Raw genomic sequence first — 20724 nt, forward strand, 5'->3', positions numbered from 1 at the left:
CCGTATCCTCACGCCTTACGCCAGTGCCTCGGGCGACGCTGCCAGCGGCCTTTGCCAAGCCGCCCCTTGCACCTCGCGCGCCACCTTCCACACCAGCACCGCCGCCACGATGTCGAACGCCGCCAGCACCACGAACAGCGGGCTGTATCCGATCTGCGTGACCAGGATGCCGAACACCAGGGTGAACAGCGCCGCGCCCAGGTAGCCGCACATCCCGCCCATGCCGGTCGCAGTCGCCACCTGGTCCTTGCTGAAGGAATCCGACGTGATCGAATACAGCGCGCCCGACAACGTCTGGTGGGCAAAGCCGCCGATGCACAGCAGCAAGATCGCCGTGTAAGGGCTTTCGACCAGGCCGATGCAGGCCGGGCCGATCATGCAGCTGGCACCGAACACCAGCACCATCTTGCGCGAGGTGAACAGCGACACCTTGAAGTAGCGGTGGAACATCGGGCTCAGGTAACCCCCAAGCACACAGCCGATGTCGGCAGCGAGGAACGGCAACCAGGCGAACATCGCCACTTCCTTGATGTTCATGTGCCGCTCGGTCATCAGGTACAGCGGGATCCAGGCGTTGAAGGTCTGCCAGGCCGGCTCGGAGAGAATCCGTGCCGAGGCGATGGCGTAGAAGTTGCGGGTCCTGAAGATGCGCTTCCAGGCGCCCTTCTCGCGCTGCTCGGCCTTGAAGTGGGCTTCCTGGCCGGACAGGATGTAATCCCGCTCCTCGGCGCTCAGGCGTTTCTGATCACGCGGATGCTTGTACAGCAGCATCCACAACAGGGTCCACAGCACACCAGACACGCCGACGATGACGAACGCCAGCTGCCAGCCGCTGTGCAGGATCGCCCACACCACCAGAGGCGGCGCCAGCAGTGCACCCAGCGACGAACCGATGTTGAACCAGCCAATGGCGACCGAGCGCTCCTTGGCCGGGAACCACTCGGTGGTGGCCTTGACCCCGGCAGGCAAGCCGGCGGCCTCGGTCATGCCCAGCAAACCGCGCAGGAACGCCATGCTCTGCCAGCCGCTGGCCAGTGCCGCACCCGCGCAGGCCAGCGACCAGGCCAGGGCGAACACGGCAAACCCCAGCTTGGTGCCGATGAAATCGATGAGCCAGCCGGCGATCGGCTGCATGAGCGCGTAGCACATCTGCCAGGTCGCGACGATCTTGGCGTATTGCTCGGTAGTGATCGAGAGGTCGGTCATCAGCGTGGGGGCTGCCACCGAGAGGGTGTTACGGGCGAGGTAGTTGACGACGAGCCCGGCCGTGACAAGGCTGACCATCCACCAACGGATGCCTTTGATCTTCATTGTTCACCTGAATCTTATTTTTAGAGTGACGGGTGATTTGGCTCATTCGCCGGCAGGGCTAAATGAGACAAATTGTTTCAGGCGAAGAGTGCCACGTCATAGGTCGTCGTACAACAACAATTATTCATGACTGAAAAAATGCGGTCTTCGCATTAGGACCAAAGAAAATCCAGTTGCGTTGTACGATCTCAAAGGTCAATCCAATTGGCGAGCCCGCAGGTCCTGCGCCAGCAGGTCGATGAACGAACGCACCTTGGCCGAGCCGTACTTGCTCTCGCGGTGCAAGATGTGGATGGGCCAGGGCGCTTCTTCGTAGTCGGCTAGAATGACCTGCAACTGGCCGCTGGCCAGTTCATCGACCACCTGGTACGACAGCAGCCGGGCGATGCCCAACCCGCCCACTGCAGCAGCGATCGCACCGTCGTTGCTGGTGACCGTCAGCCGCGGCTTCATGCGCACCAGGGTCGGCTCGTCGGCCAGGCCGAAGCGCCAGCCGGCCCGTGGCGAGAGGTTGGTGGTAGCGATCACTGAATGGTCCGGCAAGTCCGACGGGTGCTGTGGCTCGCCCATGCGTTCGAGGTAGTCGGGCGATGCGCACAGCATCCGCCGCACCCGGCCCACACGCAGGGCCTTGAGGCCGGAGTCGGGCAGCGGCCCGATGCGTACGGCCACGTCCATGCCCTCCTCGACCATGTTCACCACGCGGTCGAGGAAGTACGCCGATACGTCGACCTCGGGGTATTGCTGCAAGTAGCGCACGATACAGGGCATGACGAACTTCTTGCCGAACAGGATCGGCGCGGTGATCGCCAGTTCACCCTTGGGCTTGGCGTTGATACCGGCGGCGGCTTCGTTGGCTTCGTGGATGCTGGCCAGAATGTTGCGGGTGTCTTCCAGATAGCGGCTGCCGGCCTCGGTCAGGCGCACGCTGCGGGTGGTGCGCAGCAGCAGCTTGACCCCGATCTGTTCTTCGAGAGCGCTGACAGCACGGGTAACGGCAGCGGGTGAGATGTCCAGGCGGCGGGCGGCAGCGGCGAAGCTTTCCAGTTCGCCGACGGCGACGAACACCTTCATCAGGTGGATCTGGTCCATGCGCGCTCCTGGGTATCGGGGATGCGGGGATTATCGATTATCTGGGCAATTTTCGCTGCCCGTTCCGGCCTCTTCGCGGGTGAACCCGCTCCCACAGGTTCAATGCTTACCTCAAGGCATGCGCAATCCCTGTGGGAGCGGGCGTGCCCGCGAAAGGGCCAGCACCAGCAACCTCATAGCTCCAGCACCAACGCCTGGGCCGGCACCGCACAACAGATCAGCGCAGTGCCCTCCTCTGGCATTTCTGCGGGCGGATTCGGGTAATGAACCTGCCCACTCAACACCTTGGTCTTGCAGGTACCACAGGACCCACCCCGGCAACTGAAGTCTGGTGCCAGCCCGCGCGCCTCGGCCAATTCCAGCAACGTCCCGCTACCCGGTACCCAACGCGCCTCCTTGGCAGAGCTGGCAAAATACACCGGTACCGGCTCGCTGGCAGCCGGTGGCTGTTGCAACGTCGGCTGGTTGTCATCGCCATGCCGGCGCAACGTCGATGGCCCGAAGGCTTCGGCATGAATACGCGCATCCGGCACATGCACGCCGCGCAGCCCTTCATACAGGTCCTGGGTGAAGCTGGCCGGGCCACACAGGTAAAAGTCGTAATCATCCAGTGCCAGCATTGCCTTGACCTGTTCGATGCCCAGGCGCCCGGCGTGCTCGTAGTCACGCCCTTGCACGGCCTCTGGCTCCGGCTGGCTCAGCGAGCGATGCACACTCAAGCGTGCCCCCGCCCGCCGACGCAACGCTGCCAGCTCCTGTTGAAACGGCAGATCAGCCAGGCTGCGTGCGCCATGGAACAGGTGGACACCGCGCCCCTCCTCGCTCGCCAGCAGCTCGCGCAGCATGGCGATCAGTGGCGTGATGCCCACCCCAGCTGCGATCAGCACGATGGGCCGCTCGATGGTGCTGGCCAGCGTGAAGCTGCCCATCGGCATCCGTACGTCCAGCATGTCGCCGACCTTGACCTGCTCATGCAGATAGCGCGATGCCGGCCCCTGCGCCTTGACGCTGATGCGCAGGTAGCCATCGGATGGCGCGCAAGACAGGCTGTAGGTACGAATCAGCGGTGCATCGCCGCCCAGTGGGATACGCACCGGAATGTGCTGGCCGGGCGAGAACGCCACCGGTTCATCGGCCGCGAGGTAGAACGAGCGGATATCGCGACTCTCCTGCTCGATGCGCGCTACCCGCCAGGCCAGCCACTGATGCTGCCGCTCACGTTGCTGCAGCTTCTGTTCGGCCTCGGCCCAGGTGCCGGTCATGAGGCTGGTTGGCGCGTACTCCTGGAACGCCCATCGCAAGCTTACCGCCGCCGGGCGGACCACCACTTGCTCGACATCCAGCGTCCACAACCGCTCGGCCCCCTCGAAGGCATTGATCAGCGGGCTGTGGAGTATCACCGCGGTGCGACCGCTCACCTGCAACACATCGCCACTGCTGAAATCGACGAACAACAGCCCGGCCTGCGGATTCTCCAGCAGGTTGCCCAGGGTATTGAAATGCAGGTTGCCGGCATAGTCCGGAATGGTCAGGCGGTTGCCTTCGACCCTGACGAAACCAGGCCGGCCCCCACGGTGCGAGACATCTACAGAACGCTGGCCGTCAGCGTGATCGATATAACTGGCGACGAACATCGTGTCGGCGTTGGCGATCATCCGGGTGGTCATGGCATCCAGCGCTTGCGCATCGATCCGCCCTTGCGCCGGCTCATCGACCCGGGAGTATTCACGCAGCTGGATATACTGCGGGCAATTGCCGAAAGCCTGCTCAACCTGCACCTGCAGCGCACCACTTGCGGCCTGTGCAATCTGCCCATTGATGCGGTTGCGCCGGCGCGTATGCAGCTCGATGCCGAGCAGGCCGATAGCCTCGCCAGCCGCCAGCCCTGGCGTTGCCGGATCGTCGCTGGCAAGCTGGGTGTCAATCAGCAACTGCCGTGGGTCGGGCGAGCTGATGAAACCCTCCCGGCCTTCCAGCAAGGTCGCCCAGGGCCTGCCGCGAGGGTCCACCGTACCTGCGACGATGAATGGCAGTTGCTGGTAGAAAGTGCGGTGCTGGTCGGGCATGTAGTCACGGATGACCTTCTGCCCGAACACTTCCATGCGCTCCGATACACCGACCTGCTCCTGCAGGCGTTTCTCGCCGGCATGCCAGGGCGAGGTGCGATGGTTGGGGAGTTGCTGCATGGCGGCAGTCCTCGCGTAGGTGGCGGCTCAGACGCTGGTCTGCAGGCCGATGGCGGTGCGTGGCATGGCAACAAAGCCAGGCAACGCTTCGATCCGAGCCAGCCAGGCGCGGACGTTGGGATAGGGTTCCAGCGAGACATTGCCCTCAGGGGCGTGGGCGATGTACGAGTAGTTGGCGACATCGGCGATGGTCGGTTGATTGCCGACCAGGAAAGCAGACTTGGCCAGTTCGGCGTCCATCACCTTGAGCAAGGTGTGCGCACGACCGATGACTTCGTCGGTATTGAACGAAGCGCCGAACACGGTCACCAGGCGGGCTGCGGCAGGGCCAAAGGCCAGTGGCCCGGCGGCAACCGACAGCCAGCGCTGCACGCGGGCGGCATTCAGCGGGTCATGGGGCAGCCACTTGCCCGCCTTGTCGTAGGTGCTGGCCAGGTAGACCAGAATGGCGTTGGAGTCAGCGATGACGGTGCCGTTGTCATCGATCACCGGCACCTGGCCGAACGGGTTGAGGGCGAGGAAGTCCGGCTGCTTGTGCGCGCCTTTGGCCAGGTCGACGAATACCTGTTCGCTGGGCAGGCCGAGCAGCGACAGCATCAGCTCGATACGGTGGGCATGGCCGGACTTGGGGAAGTTGTAGAGTTTGATCATGGGCTGGGCTCCAGAAAGGCACCGGGGTGGTGCCAGCTGGAGCCCATCCTGCGCCGATTCGGCGGGCAGCAGAATCAGTGCAAGGAGCAAACCATAATTTCGCTCGGCGAAATAATCCGCGAATCAGTGCCGCGACTGCTTCTGATAGCGATATAGACCGCGCGCAGCTTCGACCACGTGAGGCACGCAGGCCTGCAGCTCATCGAAGCTCATGGCATCGAGCAACTCGAAGTTATCTTCCAGACCATGCAGTGAAATCGCCTTGAGCAGCTGATCCTGCTCTGGCGGTAGCTCGCCCCAACCGGCTACCTGTGTGCCACGCATGTAGCCGAAGCACCACTCTTCCATGATGATCGCCGGACCTTCCTCTGCCTCACTCTCTTCAAACACCGGCTCGAAGCCGTCGAGGTTCTCCGCCAGTTGCTCGGCGACCTGGTAGGCATAGCGCAGCATCAAGGCGGTGTAGGCCTCTTCATGGGCAGGTTTCTTGAATTTCGGTACCTTGCCGCCGGCGACTGTGGGCAGCCATTGCTCTGGCAGCACGTCGACCGGAGAGCTGGCCAAGGCAGTGAAAAAGCCGTTGAGCTCGGCCAGGTTGAGCACCGAATAGTCGTTGCCGTAGGTGATCAGCAGGTCTTCGAGGCGGGCGAGTTCTTTTTCGCTGAGGGCGGGGAGCATGTGCGGGCGTCCTGGGGTGAAGATTTGCGTGCACCCTAGCACATGGCGTTCAGCAGGAGGGATTTGTTGCCTGTACAAAAGCAATCGCCGGCAAACCAGCCCCCATCAGGTCCTGCACTGGCCATGAGGCCAGTGAAATACCTGTGGGAGCCGGCTTGCCGGCGATGAGGCCGTTAAGCCTTATACCGCCAGCGCGCGCTCACGCAGCTCGCTGTTGAGGATGCGGTCGTTCTCGCTGTAATCCACCGGGCAGTCGATCACGTGCACACCTGGGGTCTTGATGCAGTGCTCGAGCAGCGGCAGGAAGGCTTCGGCGCTTTCCACGCGGTGGCCATTGGCACCGTAGGCTTCGGCGTACTTGACGAAGTCCGGGTTGCCGTAGTCCAGGCCGAAATCGGTGAAGCCCATGTTGGCCTGCTTCCAGCGGATCATGCCGTAGCCGTCGTCACGCAGGATCACCACGGTGATGTGCATGCCCAGACGCACAGCCGTTTCCAGCTCCTGGCTGTTCATCATGAAGCCGCCGTCGCCACACACCGAGATCACCGGGCGGTCCGGGTAGACCAGGTGCGAAGCCATCGCCGAAGGCAGGCCGGCGCCCATGGTCGCCAGGGCGTTGTCGAGCAGCACGGTATTCGGCTTGTGCGCCTTGTAGTTGCGGGCGAACCAGATCTTGTAGATGCCGTTGTCCAGGGCAACGATGCCTTCGGACGGCAGTACGCGACGGATGTCGGCAACCATACGCTGCGGGTAGACCGGGAAGCGGTTGTCGTCGGCACCTTCGGCGATCTGTGCTTCGTTGGCTTCACGGATCGCCATCAGGCGGGTGAAGTCCCAGTGCGCGGTATCGTTCAGCGCTTCGCTGATCTGCCATACGGCGTTGGCGATGTCACCGATCACTTCGACCTGCGGGAAGTACACGGCATCGACTTCAGCCGAGCGGAAGCTGATGTGGATGACTTCGGTACCGCCACGGACCATGAAGAACGGCGGCTTCTCGATCACGTCGTGGCCGATGTTGATGATCAGGTCGGCCGCTTCGATGGCGCGGTGGACGAAGTCACCGGACGACAGCGCAGCGTTGCCGAGGAAGCGCGGGTGGCGCTCGTCGACCACACCTTTACCCATCTGGGTGGTGATGAACGGGATGCCGGTCTTGTCGATCAGCTGCTTGAGGACCTTGGCGGTCATCTTGCGGTTGGCGCCGGCGCCGATCACCAGGATCGGGCTGCGGGCCTTCTGCAGTTTCTCCACGGCGGCGTCGATGGCCACGTGCTCGGCCAGCGGGCGACGGTGCAGGCTGCGCGGGATCGGCAGGGCGTCGGTCTGCTCGGCGGCGATGTCTTCAGGCAGCTCCAGGTGCACGGCGCCCGGCTTTTCTTCTTCAGCCAGGCGGAACGCTTCGCGCATGCGGGCCGGGATGTTGTCGGCCGAGGCGAACTGGTGGGTGTACTTGGTGATGGGGTCCATCATGCCGCACACGTCAATGATCTGGAAGCGGCCTTGCTTGGACTTCTTGATCGGCTTCTGGCCGGTGATCATCATCATCGGCATACCGCCCAGGTAGGCGTAGGCACTGGCGGTTACCAGGTTGGTTGCGCCAGGGCCCAGGGTCGACAGGCTGACGCCGGTCTTGCCGGTCAGGCGGCCATAGGTGGCGGCCATGAAGCCCGCGGACTGCTCGTGACGGGTCAGAACCAGCTTGATCTTCGACTTGCGCAGGGATTCCAGCAGGTCGAGGTTTTCCTCACCAGGAATGCCGAACACATACTCGACACCTTCGTTTTCCAGGCATTGCACAACGACATCGGCGGCCTTGGCCATCTTGCTTGTAACCTCAAGTGATCGGACGGTGGAAGTCCAGAAATGCGCAGCACGGTACGCTGGCATCGCTCGATTCGGGGGCCAGGATTGCCCCGAACTTAAGTCTTGACGCAGCCTAAGCGCGAACAAGTCACGTTAATTTGCGAGAAATATTGTCGCACCGTACGAACGGTGCCGATAGGAGGATACAGACAAAAGACATTTGGCTGCAGTGCCAAAGCGCCGCATTAGCGAAGGGCGGAAAAGACAAAACCCCTACCTGCATGCGCAGATAGGGGTTTTGCGAAATGAATCTTGACGATGACCTACTCTCACATGGGGAAACCCCACACTACCATCGGCGATGCATCGTTTCACTACTGAGTTCGGGATGGGATCAGGTGGTTCCAATGCTCTATGGTCGTCAAGAAATTCTGTAGCCAGAATGTCCCGTTGGACAGCCCAGCGAATTCGGATATGCGATATTTGTGATGTTGCTGCGAACTTTCGGTTCGTTTCGTCTTCACCACCGCAATCTGCGCTAGCAAATTGCTTGGGTGTTATATGGTCAAGCCTCACGGGCAATTAGTATTGGTTAGCTCAACGCCTCACAGCGCTTACACACCCAACCTATCAACGTCGTAGTCTTCGACGGCCCTTTAGGGGATTCAAGATCCCAGTGAGATCTCATCTTGAGGCAAGTTTCCCGCTTAGATGCTTTCAGCGGTTATCTCTTCCGAACATAGCTACCCGGCAATGCCACTGGCGTGACAACCGGAACACCAGAGGTTCGTCCACTCCGGTCCTCTCGTACTAGGAGCAGCCCCTCTCAAATCTCAAACGTCCACGGCAGATAGGGACCGAACTGTCTCACGACGTTCTAAACCCAGCTCGCGTACCACTTTAAATGGCGAACAGCCATACCCTTGGGACCGGCTTCAGCCCCAGGATGTGATGAGCCGACATCGAGGTGCCAAACACCGCCGTCGATATGAACTCTTGGGCGGTATCAGCCTGTTATCCCCGGAGTACCTTTTATCCGTTGAGCGATGGCCCTTCCATACAGAACCACCGGATCACTAAGACCTACTTTCGTACCTGCTCGACGTGTTTGTCTCGCAGTCAAGCGCGCTTTTGCCTTTATACTCTACGACCGATTTCCGACCGGTCTGAGCGCACCTTCGTACTCCTCCGTTACTCTTTGGGAGGAGACCGCCCCAGTCAAACTACCCACCATACACTGTCCTCGATCCGGATAACGGACCTGAGTTAGAACCTCAAAGTTGCCAGGGTGGTATTTCAAGGATGGCTCCATGAGAACTGGCGTCCCCACTTCAAAGCCTCCCACCTATCCTACACAAGCAAATTCAAAGTCCAGTGCAAAGCTATAGTAAAGGTTCACGGGGTCTTTCCGTCTAGCCGCGGATACACTGCATCTTCACAGCGATTTCAATTTCACTGAGTCTCGGGTGGAGACAGCGCCGCCATCGTTACGCCATTCGTGCAGGTCGGAACTTACCCGACAAGGAATTTCGCTACCTTAGGACCGTTATAGTTACGGCCGCCGTTTACCGGGGCTTCGATCAAGAGCTTCGCTTGCGCTAACCCCATCAATTAACCTTCCGGCACCGGGCAGGCGTCACACCCTATACGTCCACTTTCGTGTTTGCAGAGTGCTGTGTTTTTAATAAACAGTCGCAGCGGCCTGGTATCTTCGACCGGCATGGGCTTACGGAGCAAGTCCTTCACCCTCGCCGGCGCACCTTCTCCCGAAGTTACGGTGCCATTTTGCCTAGTTCCTTCACCCGAGTTCTCTCAAGCGCCTTGGTATTCTCTACCTAACCACCTGTGTCGGTTTGGGGTACGGTTCCCAGTTATCTGAAGCTTAGGAGCTTTTCTTGGAAGCATGGCATCAACCACTTCGCGCTCTAAAGAGCACTCGTCATCAGCTCTCGGCCTTGAAATCCCGGATTTGCCTAAGATTTCAGCCTACCACCTTAAACTTGGACAACCAACGCCAAGCTGGCCTAGCCTTCTCCGTCCCTCCATCGCAATAACTGGAAGTACAGGAATATTAACCTGTTTTCCATCGACTACGCTTTTCAGCCTCGCCTTAGGGACCGACTAACCCTGCGTCGATTAACGTTGCGCAGGAAACCTTGGTCTTTCGGCGTGCGAGTTTTTCACTCGCATTGTCGTTACTCATGTCAGCATTCGCACTTCTGATACCTCCAGCAAGCTTCTCAACTCACCTTCACAGGCTTACAGAACGCTCCTCTACCGCATCACCCTAAGGTGATACCCGTAGCTTCGGTGCATGGTTTGAGCCCCGTTACATCTTCCGCGCAGGCCGACTCGACTAGTGAGCTATTACGCTTTCTTTAAAGGATGGCTGCTTCTAAGCCAACCTCCTAGCTGTCTAAGCCTTCCCACATCGTTTCCCACTTAACCATGACTTTGGGACCTTAGCTGACGGTCTGGGTTGTTTCCCTTTTCACGACGGACGTTAGCACCCGCCGTGTGTCTCCCATGCTCGGCACTTGTAGGTATTCGGAGTTTGCATCGGTTTGGTAAGTCGGGATGACCCCCTAGCCGAAACAGTGCTCTACCCCCTACAGTGATACATGAGGCGCTACCTAAATAGCTTTCGAGGAGAACCAGCTATCTCCGAGCTTGATTAGCCTTTCACTCCGATCCACAGGTCATCCGCTAACTTTTCAACGGTAGTCGGTTCGGTCCTCCAGTCAGTGTTACCTAACCTTCAACCTGCCCATGGATAGATCGCCCGGTTTCGGGTCTATACCCAGCGACTAAACGCCCTATTAAGACTCGCTTTCGCTACGCCTCCCCTATTCGGTTAAGCTCGCCACTGAATATAAGTCGCTGACCCATTATACAAAAGGTACGCAGTCACCTAACAAGTAGGCTCCCACTGCTTGTACGCATACGGTTTCAGGTTCTATTTCACTCCCCTCTCCGGGGTTCTTTTCGCCTTTCCCTCACGGTACTGGTTCACTATCGGTCAGTCAGTAGTATTTAGCCTTGGAGGATGGTCCCCCCATGTTCAGACAAAGTTTCTCGTGCTCCGTCCTACTCGATTTCATTGACAAGAGATTTTCGTGTACGGGGCTATCACCCACTATGGCCGCACTTTCCAGAGCGTTCCACTAATCTCAAATCAACTTAAGGGCTGGTCCCCGTTCGCTCGCCACTACTAAGGGAATCTCGGTTGATTTCTTTTCCTCAGGGTACTTAGATGTTTCAGTTCCCCTGGTTCGCCTCTTGCACCTATGTATTCAGTACAAGATACTCAGCTTATGCTGAGTGGGTTCCCCCATTCAGAGATCTCTGGATCACAGTCTGTTTGCCGACTCCCCAAAGCTTATCGCAGGCTACCACGTCTTTCATCGCCTCTGACTGCCAAGGCATCCACCGTATGCGCTTCTTCACTTGACCATATAACCCCAAGCAATCTGGTTATACTGTGAAGACGACATTCGCCGAAAATTCGCATGTTGCTCATTGCTGAGCAGAACTCACAAATTTTACCTTAGCCTGATCCACCAGCAGTGAAACTGGTGTTCAGTCTATATCTATCACATATCCGAATTTTTAAAGAACGATCTGACAGAAGTCAGAAATCAACATTCGATCTGAATGCTCATTTCTAAGCTCTGATCAACTGTGCCTTCAACCATGAATCAAGCAATTCGTGTGGGAGCTCATCAGCAGGCTGATGTCGTCGATTAAGGAGGTGATCCAGCCGCAGGTTCCCCTACGGCTACCTTGTTACGACTTCACCCCAGTCATGAATCACACCGTGGTAACCGTCCTCCCGAAGGTTAGACTAGCTACTTCTGGTGCAACCCACTCCCATGGTGTGACGGGCGGTGTGTACAAGGCCCGGGAACGTATTCACCGCGACATTCTGATTCGCGATTACTAGCGATTCCGACTTCACGCAGTCGAGTTGCAGACTGCGATCCGGACTACGATCGGTTTTGTGAGATTAGCTCCACCTCGCGGCTTGGCAACCCTCTGTACCGACCATTGTAGCACGTGTGTAGCCCAGGCCGTAAGGGCCATGATGACTTGACGTCATCCCCACCTTCCTCCGGTTTGTCACCGGCAGTCTCCTTAGAGTGCCCACCATAACGTGCTGGTAACTAAGGACAAGGGTTGCGCTCGTTACGGGACTTAACCCAACATCTCACGACACGAGCTGACGACAGCCATGCAGCACCTGTGTCAGAGTTCCCGAAGGCACCAATCCATCTCTGGAAAGTTCTCTGCATGTCAAGGCCTGGTAAGGTTCTTCGCGTTGCTTCGAATTAAACCACATGCTCCACCGCTTGTGCGGGCCCCCGTCAATTCATTTGAGTTTTAACCTTGCGGCCGTACTCCCCAGGCGGTCAACTTAATGCGTTAGCTGCGCCACTAAAATCTCAAGGATTCCAACGGCTAGTTGACATCGTTTACGGCGTGGACTACCAGGGTATCTAATCCTGTTTGCTCCCCACGCTTTCGCACCTCAGTGTCAGTATCAGTCCAGGTGGTCGCCTTCGCCACTGGTGTTCCTTCCTATATCTACGCATTTCACCGCTACACAGGAAATTCCACCACCCTCTACCGTACTCTAGCTTGCCAGTTTTGGATGCAGTTCCCAGGTTGAGCCCGGGGCTTTCACATCCAACTTAACAAACCACCTACGCGCGCTTTACGCCCAGTAATTCCGATTAACGCTTGCACCCTCTGTATTACCGCGGCTGCTGGCACAGAGTTAGCCGGTGCTTATTCTGTCGGTAACGTCAAAACAGCAAGGTATTAACTTACTGCCCTTCCTCCCAACTTAAAGTGCTTTACAATCCGAAGACCTTCTTCACACACGCGGCATGGCTGGATCAGGCTTTCGCCCATTGTCCAATATTCCCCACTGCTGCCTCCCGTAGGAGTCTGGACCGTGTCTCAGTTCCAGTGTGACTGATCATCCTCTCAGACCAGTTACGGATCGTCGCCTTGGTGAGCCATTACCCCACCAACTAGCTAATCCGACCTAGGCTCATCTGATAGCGCAAGGCCCGAAGGTCCCCTGCTTTCTCCCGTAGGACGTATGCGGTATTAGCGTTCCTTTCGAAACGTTGTCCCCCACTACCAGGCAGATTCCTAGGCATTACTCACCCGTCCGCCGCTGAATCAAGGAGCAAGCTCCCGTCATCCGCTCGACTTGCATGTGTTAGGCCTGCCGCCAGCGTTCAATCTGAGCCATGATCAAACTCTTCAGTTCAATACTGCTTGGGTTTTTAAGAAACCCTAAACTTGGCTCAGCAATCTCAAATGACTATGTGATTTCTCGCATGGCCACTTGTGATGCTGATAATCTTTGTGACTATCAGTCCGTACTCACAAGCACCCACACGAATTGCTTGATTCGATTTGTTAAAGAGCGTTTGGTTAAGAGCCTTTCGTCTCAACCGAGGCGCGCATTCTACGCCTTCCTCATTTGCTGTCAAGCGATTATTTTGAAGTTTTTTCGAAGCTGCTTTCTTTCAAAAGCGTTCAACTTCAACAACTTACCGCCTGCCTCGTTGCGTTCAACGCTGCGAGGAGGCGAATAATACGCGCTTTGAAATCAGAGTCAACACCTTGATCTGAAAAAACTTTCGATCTTCTTCTGCGGCGACCTGGCAACTAAATGCATGAAGCACCGCTCTGTAGAGAAACAACCCGTGGAGCGTAACGGCCATGAGCAATGCCCAGAGCGAGAAGACCCCAGGCCTGTCGGCGGACGAAGAGAAGGAAGTCAGCCTCAACCAGCCGCCGCGGGCCGCGGTATTGCACGAGATCATTCGGGCCCAGGGCGACCTGGAACTGGAGCGCACCCTCGCGGCATTGTGGTGGTCCGCCCTGGCCGCAGGCCTGACCATGGGCCTGTCACTGATGGCCATGGGGCTGTTCTATGCCCGACTGCCTGAAGGTGACAGCGCGCAGGTCATTGCCAGCATCGGCTACAGCGCCGGCTTTCTTGCAGTGATCCTGGCACGCCAGCAATTGTTCACGGAAAACACCCTTACTGCCGTACTCCCCGTCATGACCACGCCTACCCTGGCCAACCTCGGGCGCTTGCTGCGGCTGTGGGGCGTGGTGCTGCTGGGCAATCTGGCGGGCACCTTGCTGGTGGCATGGGTCATGCTCGAACTGCCGATCTTCGACAGCAAGACCGACGTGGCCTTCCTCGAGGTCGGGCGCAAGGTGATGAAGAACGACATCAGCCAGATGTTCGCCAAAGGCATCGTTTCGGGCTGGATGATCGCTACCATGGTCTGGATGATCCCGTCGATGGAGCAGGCCAAGATCTGGATCATCCTGTTGATCACCTACCTGATGGCCCTGGGCGATTTCACCCATATCGTCGTCGGCTCAGTGGAGGTTTCGTACCTGGTGTGGGCCGGCGACGAAACCTGGCGCAGCTTCTGGCTGTCATTCGCCTTGCCGACCCTGGCCGGCAACATCATCGGCGGCAGCTGCATCTTCGCCCTGATCAGCCATGCTCAGGTACGCAGCGACAGCGGCAAACCACCATCGCAACTACTGAAGGAAGAAGAGCATCAGCACCGGGACTGAACTCAGCGCGCCGCCAGCGCCCGTTCGACCGCCCTGCCCCGCTGCCGCGCCGGATGCGGCTGCCACCAGTTCTGCCCCTCGTGAGGTGAATCGATGCTGACCCGCTCCCCCATCTGCGGCGTGCTCAGCCGCACCTGGGCCGCCGCTGCCAGGCTGACGATGCGTTCGAATGGTTCCTGCCAGCCGTGGATGGACAGATCGAAGGTGCCGTTATGGATTGGCAGCATCCAGCGCCCGAGCAGATCCAGATGCGCCTGCAGGCTTTGTTCAGGCTGCATGTGGACGTTGGGCCAGGCCACGTTGTAGGCACCGGTCTCGATCAGCGTCAGGTCGAACGGGCCAAAGCGCTCGCCGATTTCGGCAAAACCGGCGAAGTACCCCGTGTCACCGCTGAAGAACACGCGTGTCTGGTCGTCTATCAGCACCCAGGAGGCCCACAAGGTCCGGTTACTGTCGAATAGCCCACGCCCTGAGAAGTGTTGCGCGGGCGTCGCGATGAAACGCACACCCTCCACTTCGGTTTCCTGCCACCAGTCCAGCTGCGTGACCTTGGCCGCAGGCACACCCCACTCGATCAGCAAGTCACCCACCCCGAGCGGGGCCAGAAATCGCTCGGCACGCGGGGCCAATCGGCGTATCGCCTGCTCATCGAGATGGTCGAAATGATCGTGAGACAGGATCACCGCCGTCAGCGGCGGCAACTCGTCCAGCCCCAGCGGTGGCGCATGGAAGCGTAGCGGCCCGGCCCATTGCACCGGCGAGGCGCGCTCGGCGAATACCGGGTCGGTGATGAAGTAGCGACCGCGCAGCTTGAGCAATACTGTGGAGTGGCCCAGGCGCCAGAGGCTATGGTCCGGCGCATCGAGCACCTGCTGGCGGGTCATGGGCTGCACGCTGATCGCCGCCGCCGGCCGGGTTTCTGGCGGTTTGCGCAGCAACAGGTACTTGAGGCCGATGCGCAGCTTCTTCAGCGCGCCATCCTGGGGCAGGCTGGCCTGGTTGTGAAAACGTCCGTCCCGCTGCGGCGCCGATTGGTCGCCAGGATTAGCCATGGGAGCCATGAGCAGCAACACTCCAAGCAAGAGGAAAGGCTTCATGGTACCCCACTGGGATCACATCAACCGTGAAATGGCTTGTAAGGTCATTTTTCGTCGATGAAACACTGTTCAACAATATTCACGTGAGTTATGCGATAAACGGAACCCCGGCAGAAGAACAACGACCATGATGGACAATCGCAGCGGCAAGGGACTTTCATTCGTCAAGCGCATCTATCTGCCGCGCGTCATCGGCCTGGGGATCGGCCTGTTCAGCGTAGCCGCTGCCGTGGCGCCGCTATCGCTGCCAGCCTGGGCTTGGGGATTGCTGCTGTTCAATGGCTTGCTCTGGCCGCATGTCGCCTATCAGTGGGCATCGCGCTCGGCGGCGCCTTATCAGGCAGAACAGCGCAACCTGCTGCTGGACTCGCTACTGGGTGGGTTCTGGACCGCAGCCATGCACTTCAACCCGCTGCCGACCGTGACCGTGCTGTCGATGATGACCATGAACAACGTGGCCGCAGGCGGCAAGCGCCTGATCATTCACGGGGCAATGGCTCAGCTGGTCGGCATGCTGCTGGCCAGTGTGCTGCTGGGCACAGGGCTGCAGTTGAATGCCACGCCACTGCAAATCTACGCCTGCCTGCCAATGTTGACCCTGTATCCGCTGGCGCTGGGCTGGGTCTGCTACCGCCTGGCAATCAAACTGGGCGAACACAAGCGACGCTTGAGCGCCCTGAGCCTGACCGACAGCCTGACCGGCCTGCTCAACCACGGCGCCTGGAAAGACCTGCTGCTGCTCAGGTTCCAGGCCTGCCAGCAACAACAGTCGCCAGCCGTGATCGCGCTGATCGACATCGATCACTTCAAGACCATCAACGACACCTTCGGCCATGTGGTCGGCGATTGCGTGCTGCGCCAGATGAGCGAGGAGCTCAAGCGCAACCTGCGTGAAACCGACCAGGCCGGGCGCTATGGCGGCGATGAGTTCTGCGTGATCCTCCCTGCCTCCAGCGAGGCCCAGGCCTGCCAGGCCATGGAGCGCCTGCGCGAACGGGTCGCCAGCTACCGCAATCCGCAACTGCCGCATCTGCGCATCAGCCTGAGCATCGGCCTGGCGTCCTTCCACACCGACCTGCAGTCCCCCGAGCACTGGCTGGAACAGGCCGACAAGGCGCTGTACAGCGCCAAGCGCCGCGGGCGCGACCAGGTCAATTTTGCCCAAGGCGAAGCCACCCCGCTCAGGCTGGCCTATCCTGACTGAACCTCCTTGCTGATTGACCGGCGGGGGACTGCAGTCATCAAGGAGTTGTCGCGCATGGCCAGGACCGCCAGCCCTCCCCCACGTCTTCAGGTCCGCCGCCTGATCGGCGTTTTCTGCGTAGTCTTCGGCCTCGCTTGCCTGGTCACCCTGGGTGCACTGTTCAACATCGCGGCTACCCTCGACCAGCAGGAGCAACAACGCAGTGCCTTCCATGCCACCCAGGCGCTGGAGCAACGCCTGCTGGCCTCGCGGCAGTTTCTGTCGAGCTACGCGGTATGGGACGCGGCCTTCGAGCACCTGGCTGGCAAGGTCGACTGGCAGTGGGCCTATGCACAAAAGAACGTCGGGGAATCGCTCTACAGCGCCAGCGGTTACGAAGGGGTATTCGTGGTCGAAGACCAGCGCACCACCTACGCGCTGTTCAAGGGTGCGCCTACCGAGGCCGCTGCGGGCAGTTTCATCGATGCCCCCCTGGCTGAAATCATCGCTGCTGCGCGCGCGGCCGCCAGCGCCCGCGAGCAGGTCACCCGTTTCGTCATGTTCAACAACTGGCCAGCGGTACTCAGCGCCGCCGCCGTACGCCCGGACAAGGACGTCACCGCAGCAGAAGTGAGCCAGGCACCGGTCATGCTGTTCGTCGACCAGCTTACCGAGGCCAAACTCGCGCGCCTGGGCAAAGGCGCGGGCCTTGAGCGCATGCATATAGAAAAGATCGAAGAGCACACCCACGGTCACCCGCATATTGCCCTGGGCGATACCGGTTATCGCCTGGCCTGGATCAGCCCGTTGCCTGGGCGACAGCTGCTCTGGGCCGTGTTGCCGCCGTTGCTCTGCGCGCTACTGATACTGGGCTTGGTCATGCTTTACCTGTTTCGCCTTGCGTTGCGCAGCTCCCGCGCCATCGATCACAGCCTGCAGCGCCTGCAGAAGAGCAATCAGGCCCTGGAAGCCAGCGAGCAGCGTTTTCGCGCAGTGGCTGAGGCGGCCTCCGACTGGATCTGGGAAACCGACCGACAACAACGGCTCACGTACCTGTCCCAGCGTTTCGTCAAAGTGACCGGCGACCCGGTCGAGGCCTGGCTCGGCCAGCCGCTCAATCAGCTGCTCAGCTGTGAAACCACGCCGTTGTCAGCCTGGCTCGATGGGCAGATCGAAACCGATTCGGAACAGCCGGCCAACCTGCGCTGCGCCTACCGCGACCACAACGGCCTGAGCCGCTATTGCCGCATCTCGGCACGGGCCATCCGGCTCGATGGCAAGCACGCCGGCTTTCGCGGTACGGCCAGCGATATCACCGACGAAGTCGAGGCCCATGCGCGCATCCAGCACCTGTCGCTGCACGACCCACTGACCGGCCTTGCCAATCGCAACAAACTGGCCAGGCACCTGGAGCAGGCGCTGTTGCGCGGCAGCGACTCGCCGCCGCTGACCTTGCTGCTGCTCGACCTGGACAACTTCAAGCCGATCAACGACTCCCTTGGCCATGCAGCAGGTGATGCGGTGCTGCAGGAAGTGGCCGCCCGCCTGCGCGACACCACACGCGACGTTGACCTGGTGGCACGCCTGGGCGGTGACGAATTCGTGCTGGTACTGGAAGGCGTGGATAACCGCAGCGAGATCGACCGCCTGTGCCGGCGGCTGATCGAACTGCTGCAGCAACCCATCACCTTTGAAAACCAGCAGCTGCACATCGGCGCCAGCCTCGGCATCGCCCAGACCCGCAGCCAGGGGTTCGATGCCGGCGAGCTGATCCGCTGCGCCGATATCGCCCTGTACCAGGCCAAGGCAGATGGCAAGGGCACCTGGCGCTACTTCGCCGCCGAGATGAACCAGCAGATCCAGTACCGCCGCCAGCTGGAAAACGACCTGCGCCGCGCCCTGAAGAACAACGAGTTCGTCATCCATTACCAGCCACGCTACCGCCTCAGCGACCTGCGCATCGTCTCGGTCGAAGCCTTGCTGCGCTGGCAGCACCCACAGGAAGGCCTGCTCGCCCCGGATACCTTCATTCCCCTGGCCGAGCAAAGCGGACTGATCGTCACCCTGGGCCGTTGGGTACTGCGCGAAGCATGCCGCAACGCACTCGACTGGCCAGAGCACCTGCTGGTTTCGGTAAACCTGTCACCTGCGCAATTCATGCGCAGTGACGTGGTCGCCGATGTTCGCGAAATCCTTCTGGAAACCACCTTCCCTGCCCAGCAGCTGGAGCTGGAGATTACCGAGAACGTGATGCTCAACGACATCGAGGGCGCCCTGGGCACCATGCTCGCGCTCAAGGAGCTGGGCGTGCGGCTTAACATGGATGACTTCGGCACGGGGTATTCCTCGCTCGGCTACCTGCGGACCTACCCGTTCGACAGCATCAAGATCGACAAGCGCTTCATCGCCGGCCTGGCCAATAGCACCGGCAGCGACCGCGCCGTGGTGCAGGCGATCATCAACCTGGGGGAAGCAATGGGGCTGACGGTGACGGCCGAGGGCGTGGAGACCGAGCAACAATTGCGTGCGCTGCAGAAGGATCGCTGCCACGAAGTGCAGGGTTACTACCTGAGCCGGCCATTGGACAAGGCCGGCTTCGAGCAATTATTGAGGCGCAAGCCTGACGGGTCCGCAGATGCTTTGTAATCCGCAGCTCAGCGCAGCGAGCGCTCAGCCACGATTTCCGGCAGATCACGACGCCGCAGGTAAATGCGCAATGGCTCGCCGATGTTCAGCCGGTCATCCACATGTTGCTCCAGCAACAGCGCCAGGCGCTCCCGGCACAGCGACATGCGCGAGCCCTGTTGCGGCCGCCAGACGAATTCGCTGCAGGGGGTGATGCTGTCATCCGCCACGTCCATGCCGAACGCGTCTTCGGAAAACCGCACGATATGGACACCGCGCTTGCCATGAAAGCCGACAAAGCCATTGAGCTGGTCGGCAGCGCTGCAGATGTCCTGGGAAGTGATGGCCATGACGTAACCTCGCAAATGAACGGAAGTGACGCACGCCAGGCAGGCAACGGTCGCCTCTGTTGGGCGACGCGCAGTGGGCAGCCTAGCTCAAGTGTTCATCGTTGTGCCAAGGTTTTCGTCGCCTGGCATCGGGTCGACCTGCGACGCCAGTAGCCCGCCCAGCCAGCTCATGAACGCCTGGACCCGGCGAGGTACATGCCGTTGCCGGGCATACAACAAGGACACCGGCATGGCCTGGGCCTGCCAGCCGTGCATCACCTCCATCAGCTCACCACTTGCCAGGTGATGCGCCACACCGACTGCCGGCACCTGGATCAAACCGAGGCCCGCCAGGCAGGCCGCCGAATAGGCCTCGGCATTGTTGACCGTGACCACGCCGGCCATGGGCTGAAAGCACACCCGGCCGGCCTGCATGTATTCAAAGCCCGCGCTGCGCGCACCCAGGTTGCGTACATAGTGGACCAGTCGGTGCTTGCCCAGGTCGTCCAGGCTATGCGGTACGCCGCAACGGTCAAGGTAGTCCGGGCTGGCGCAATTGCGCATGCTCAACTGGCCGATCGGCCGCGCCACGACATCCAGGTCACTCAGCGCACCAATTCGCATGACGCAGTCGAAACCTTCACGTAGCAGGTCGACCTGGCGGTCGGTGCAACTGATCTCCACTTCCAGCCTGGGAAACCGTGACAAAAATTGCGGCAAGGCCGGAATGATTACACGGCGGGCCATCATGGTCGGCATGTCGACCCGTAGGCAGCCGGCCAGCTCGGCATCGTCGGCGCGGAACAGGCTTTCGATCTCGTCCATGCCCGACAGCAGATCCTTGCTGCGCTCATACAGCAGAGTACCGTCCTGGGTTGCCTGGACGCGCCGCGTGGTGCGGTTGAACAGGCGCGTGCCAAGCAGTTGCTCCAGCGCCCTCACCTGCTCCGACACCGTCGAGCGCGGCAGGCCCAGGCTGTCTGCCGCCAGTGTGAAACTGCTCAGCTCACTGACGCGAACGAACGTGCGCAGCAGTTCCAACTTGTTCATATCCACCCCCACTGTTCGGACCAGACGAACAGTATTTCCGATTCAACTGGATTTAACAGCCACAGCACGATCAATAACCTGTCCTGCATCCACCATCC

12 protein-coding genes and 3 rRNA genes are annotated in these 20724 nt (G+C 59.9%); 3 read left to right on the top strand and 12 right to left on the bottom strand.

Annotation, left to right across the window (positions count from 1 at the left end):
* Positions 1-15 precede the first annotated feature (15 nt).
* The 9 genes from OCX61_RS21355 to OCX61_RS21395 all read right to left on the bottom strand — a co-directional run bounded on the left by OCX61_RS21355 (position 16) and on the right by OCX61_RS21395 (position 13005).
* Positions 16-1311: an MFS transporter gene (locus OCX61_RS21355; RefSeq protein WP_261941268.1), complete on the bottom strand. Its 1296-nt coding sequence runs from the start codon at positions 1309-1311 to the stop codon at positions 16-18.
* Between the two features lie 195 nt (positions 1312-1506).
* Positions 1507-2403: a LysR family transcriptional regulator gene (locus OCX61_RS21360; protein WP_261941269.1), complete on the bottom strand. Its 897-nt coding sequence runs from the start codon at positions 2401-2403 to the stop codon at positions 1507-1509.
* A gap of 173 nt (positions 2404-2576) precedes the next feature.
* Entirely contained in the window at positions 2577-4589 is a 2013-nt protein-coding gene (locus OCX61_RS21365; protein ID WP_261941270.1) for a pyridoxamine 5'-phosphate oxidase family protein, read from the bottom strand.
* Between the two features lie 27 nt (positions 4590-4616).
* The gene (locus OCX61_RS21370; RefSeq protein ID WP_261941271.1) at positions 4617-5240 is read right to left on the bottom strand and encodes a glutathione S-transferase family protein; all 624 of its coding nucleotides are present in this window, start codon (positions 5238-5240) and stop codon (positions 4617-4619) included.
* Between the two features lie 123 nt (positions 5241-5363).
* A complete protein-coding gene (locus tag OCX61_RS21375) occupies positions 5364-5918 on the bottom strand; it encodes a UPF0149 family protein (protein WP_261941272.1) in 555 nt (184 codons plus the stop codon).
* A 180-nt stretch (positions 5919-6098) separates the two neighbouring features.
* Entirely contained in the window at positions 6099-7742 is a 1644-nt protein-coding gene (locus OCX61_RS21380) for an acetolactate synthase large subunit (RefSeq protein ID WP_261941273.1), read from the bottom strand.
* Positions 7743-8034: 292 nt separating this feature from the next.
* A 5S ribosomal RNA gene (gene rrf / locus OCX61_RS21385) occupies positions 8035-8150 on the bottom strand.
* A gap of 135 nt (positions 8151-8285) precedes the next feature.
* Positions 8286-11177: ribosomal RNA gene (locus tag OCX61_RS21390) — 23S ribosomal RNA — on the bottom strand.
* Between the two features lie 291 nt (positions 11178-11468).
* Positions 11469-13005 (bottom strand): 16S ribosomal RNA (locus OCX61_RS21395).
* Together the 16S, 23S and 5S rRNA genes form the textbook arrangement of a ribosomal RNA operon.
* 458 nt (positions 13006-13463) lie before the next feature.
* On the opposite strand from OCX61_RS21395, the gene OCX61_RS21400 reads away from it, so the two are divergent.
* Positions 13464-14342: a formate/nitrite transporter family protein gene (locus OCX61_RS21400; protein WP_261941274.1), complete on the top strand. Its 879-nt coding sequence runs from the start codon at positions 13464-13466 to the stop codon at positions 14340-14342.
* 2 nt (positions 14343-14344) lie between these two features.
* Here the strand turns inward: OCX61_RS21400 and OCX61_RS21405 are convergent, their stop codons facing one another.
* A complete protein-coding gene (locus tag OCX61_RS21405; RefSeq protein WP_261941275.1) occupies positions 14345-15439 on the bottom strand; it encodes an MBL fold metallo-hydrolase in 1095 nt (364 codons plus the stop codon).
* Positions 15440-15569: 130 nt separating this feature from the next.
* Here OCX61_RS21405 and OCX61_RS21410 point away from each other — a divergent pair, with 130 nt between their 5' ends.
* Together OCX61_RS21410 and OCX61_RS21415 are read left to right on the top strand one after the other, a co-directional pair.
* Positions 15570-16643, top strand: a complete 1074-nt coding sequence (locus OCX61_RS21410; RefSeq protein ID WP_261944351.1) for a diguanylate cyclase — start codon at positions 15570-15572, stop codon at positions 16641-16643.
* Between the two features lie 54 nt (positions 16644-16697).
* A complete protein-coding gene (locus OCX61_RS21415; protein WP_261941276.1) occupies positions 16698-19268 on the top strand; it encodes a bifunctional diguanylate cyclase/phosphodiesterase in 2571 nt (856 codons plus the stop codon).
* An 8-nt stretch (positions 19269-19276) separates the two neighbouring features.
* On the opposite strand, the gene OCX61_RS21420 is transcribed toward OCX61_RS21415, so the two are convergent.
* Both OCX61_RS21420 and OCX61_RS21425 read right to left on the bottom strand, forming a co-directional pair.
* Positions 19277-19597, bottom strand: a complete 321-nt coding sequence (locus OCX61_RS21420; protein ID WP_261941277.1) for a DUF2025 family protein — start codon at positions 19595-19597, stop codon at positions 19277-19279.
* A gap of 87 nt (positions 19598-19684) precedes the next feature.
* The gene (locus tag OCX61_RS21425) at positions 19685-20626 is read right to left on the bottom strand and encodes a LysR family transcriptional regulator (protein WP_261941278.1); all 942 of its coding nucleotides are present in this window, start codon (positions 20624-20626) and stop codon (positions 19685-19687) included.
* Between the last annotated feature and the right edge of the window lie 98 nt (positions 20627-20724).

The sequence above is a fragment of the Pseudomonas sp. LRP2-20 genome, assembly GCF_024349685.1.
Classification (GTDB): domain Bacteria; phylum Pseudomonadota; class Gammaproteobacteria; order Pseudomonadales; family Pseudomonadaceae; genus Aquipseudomonas.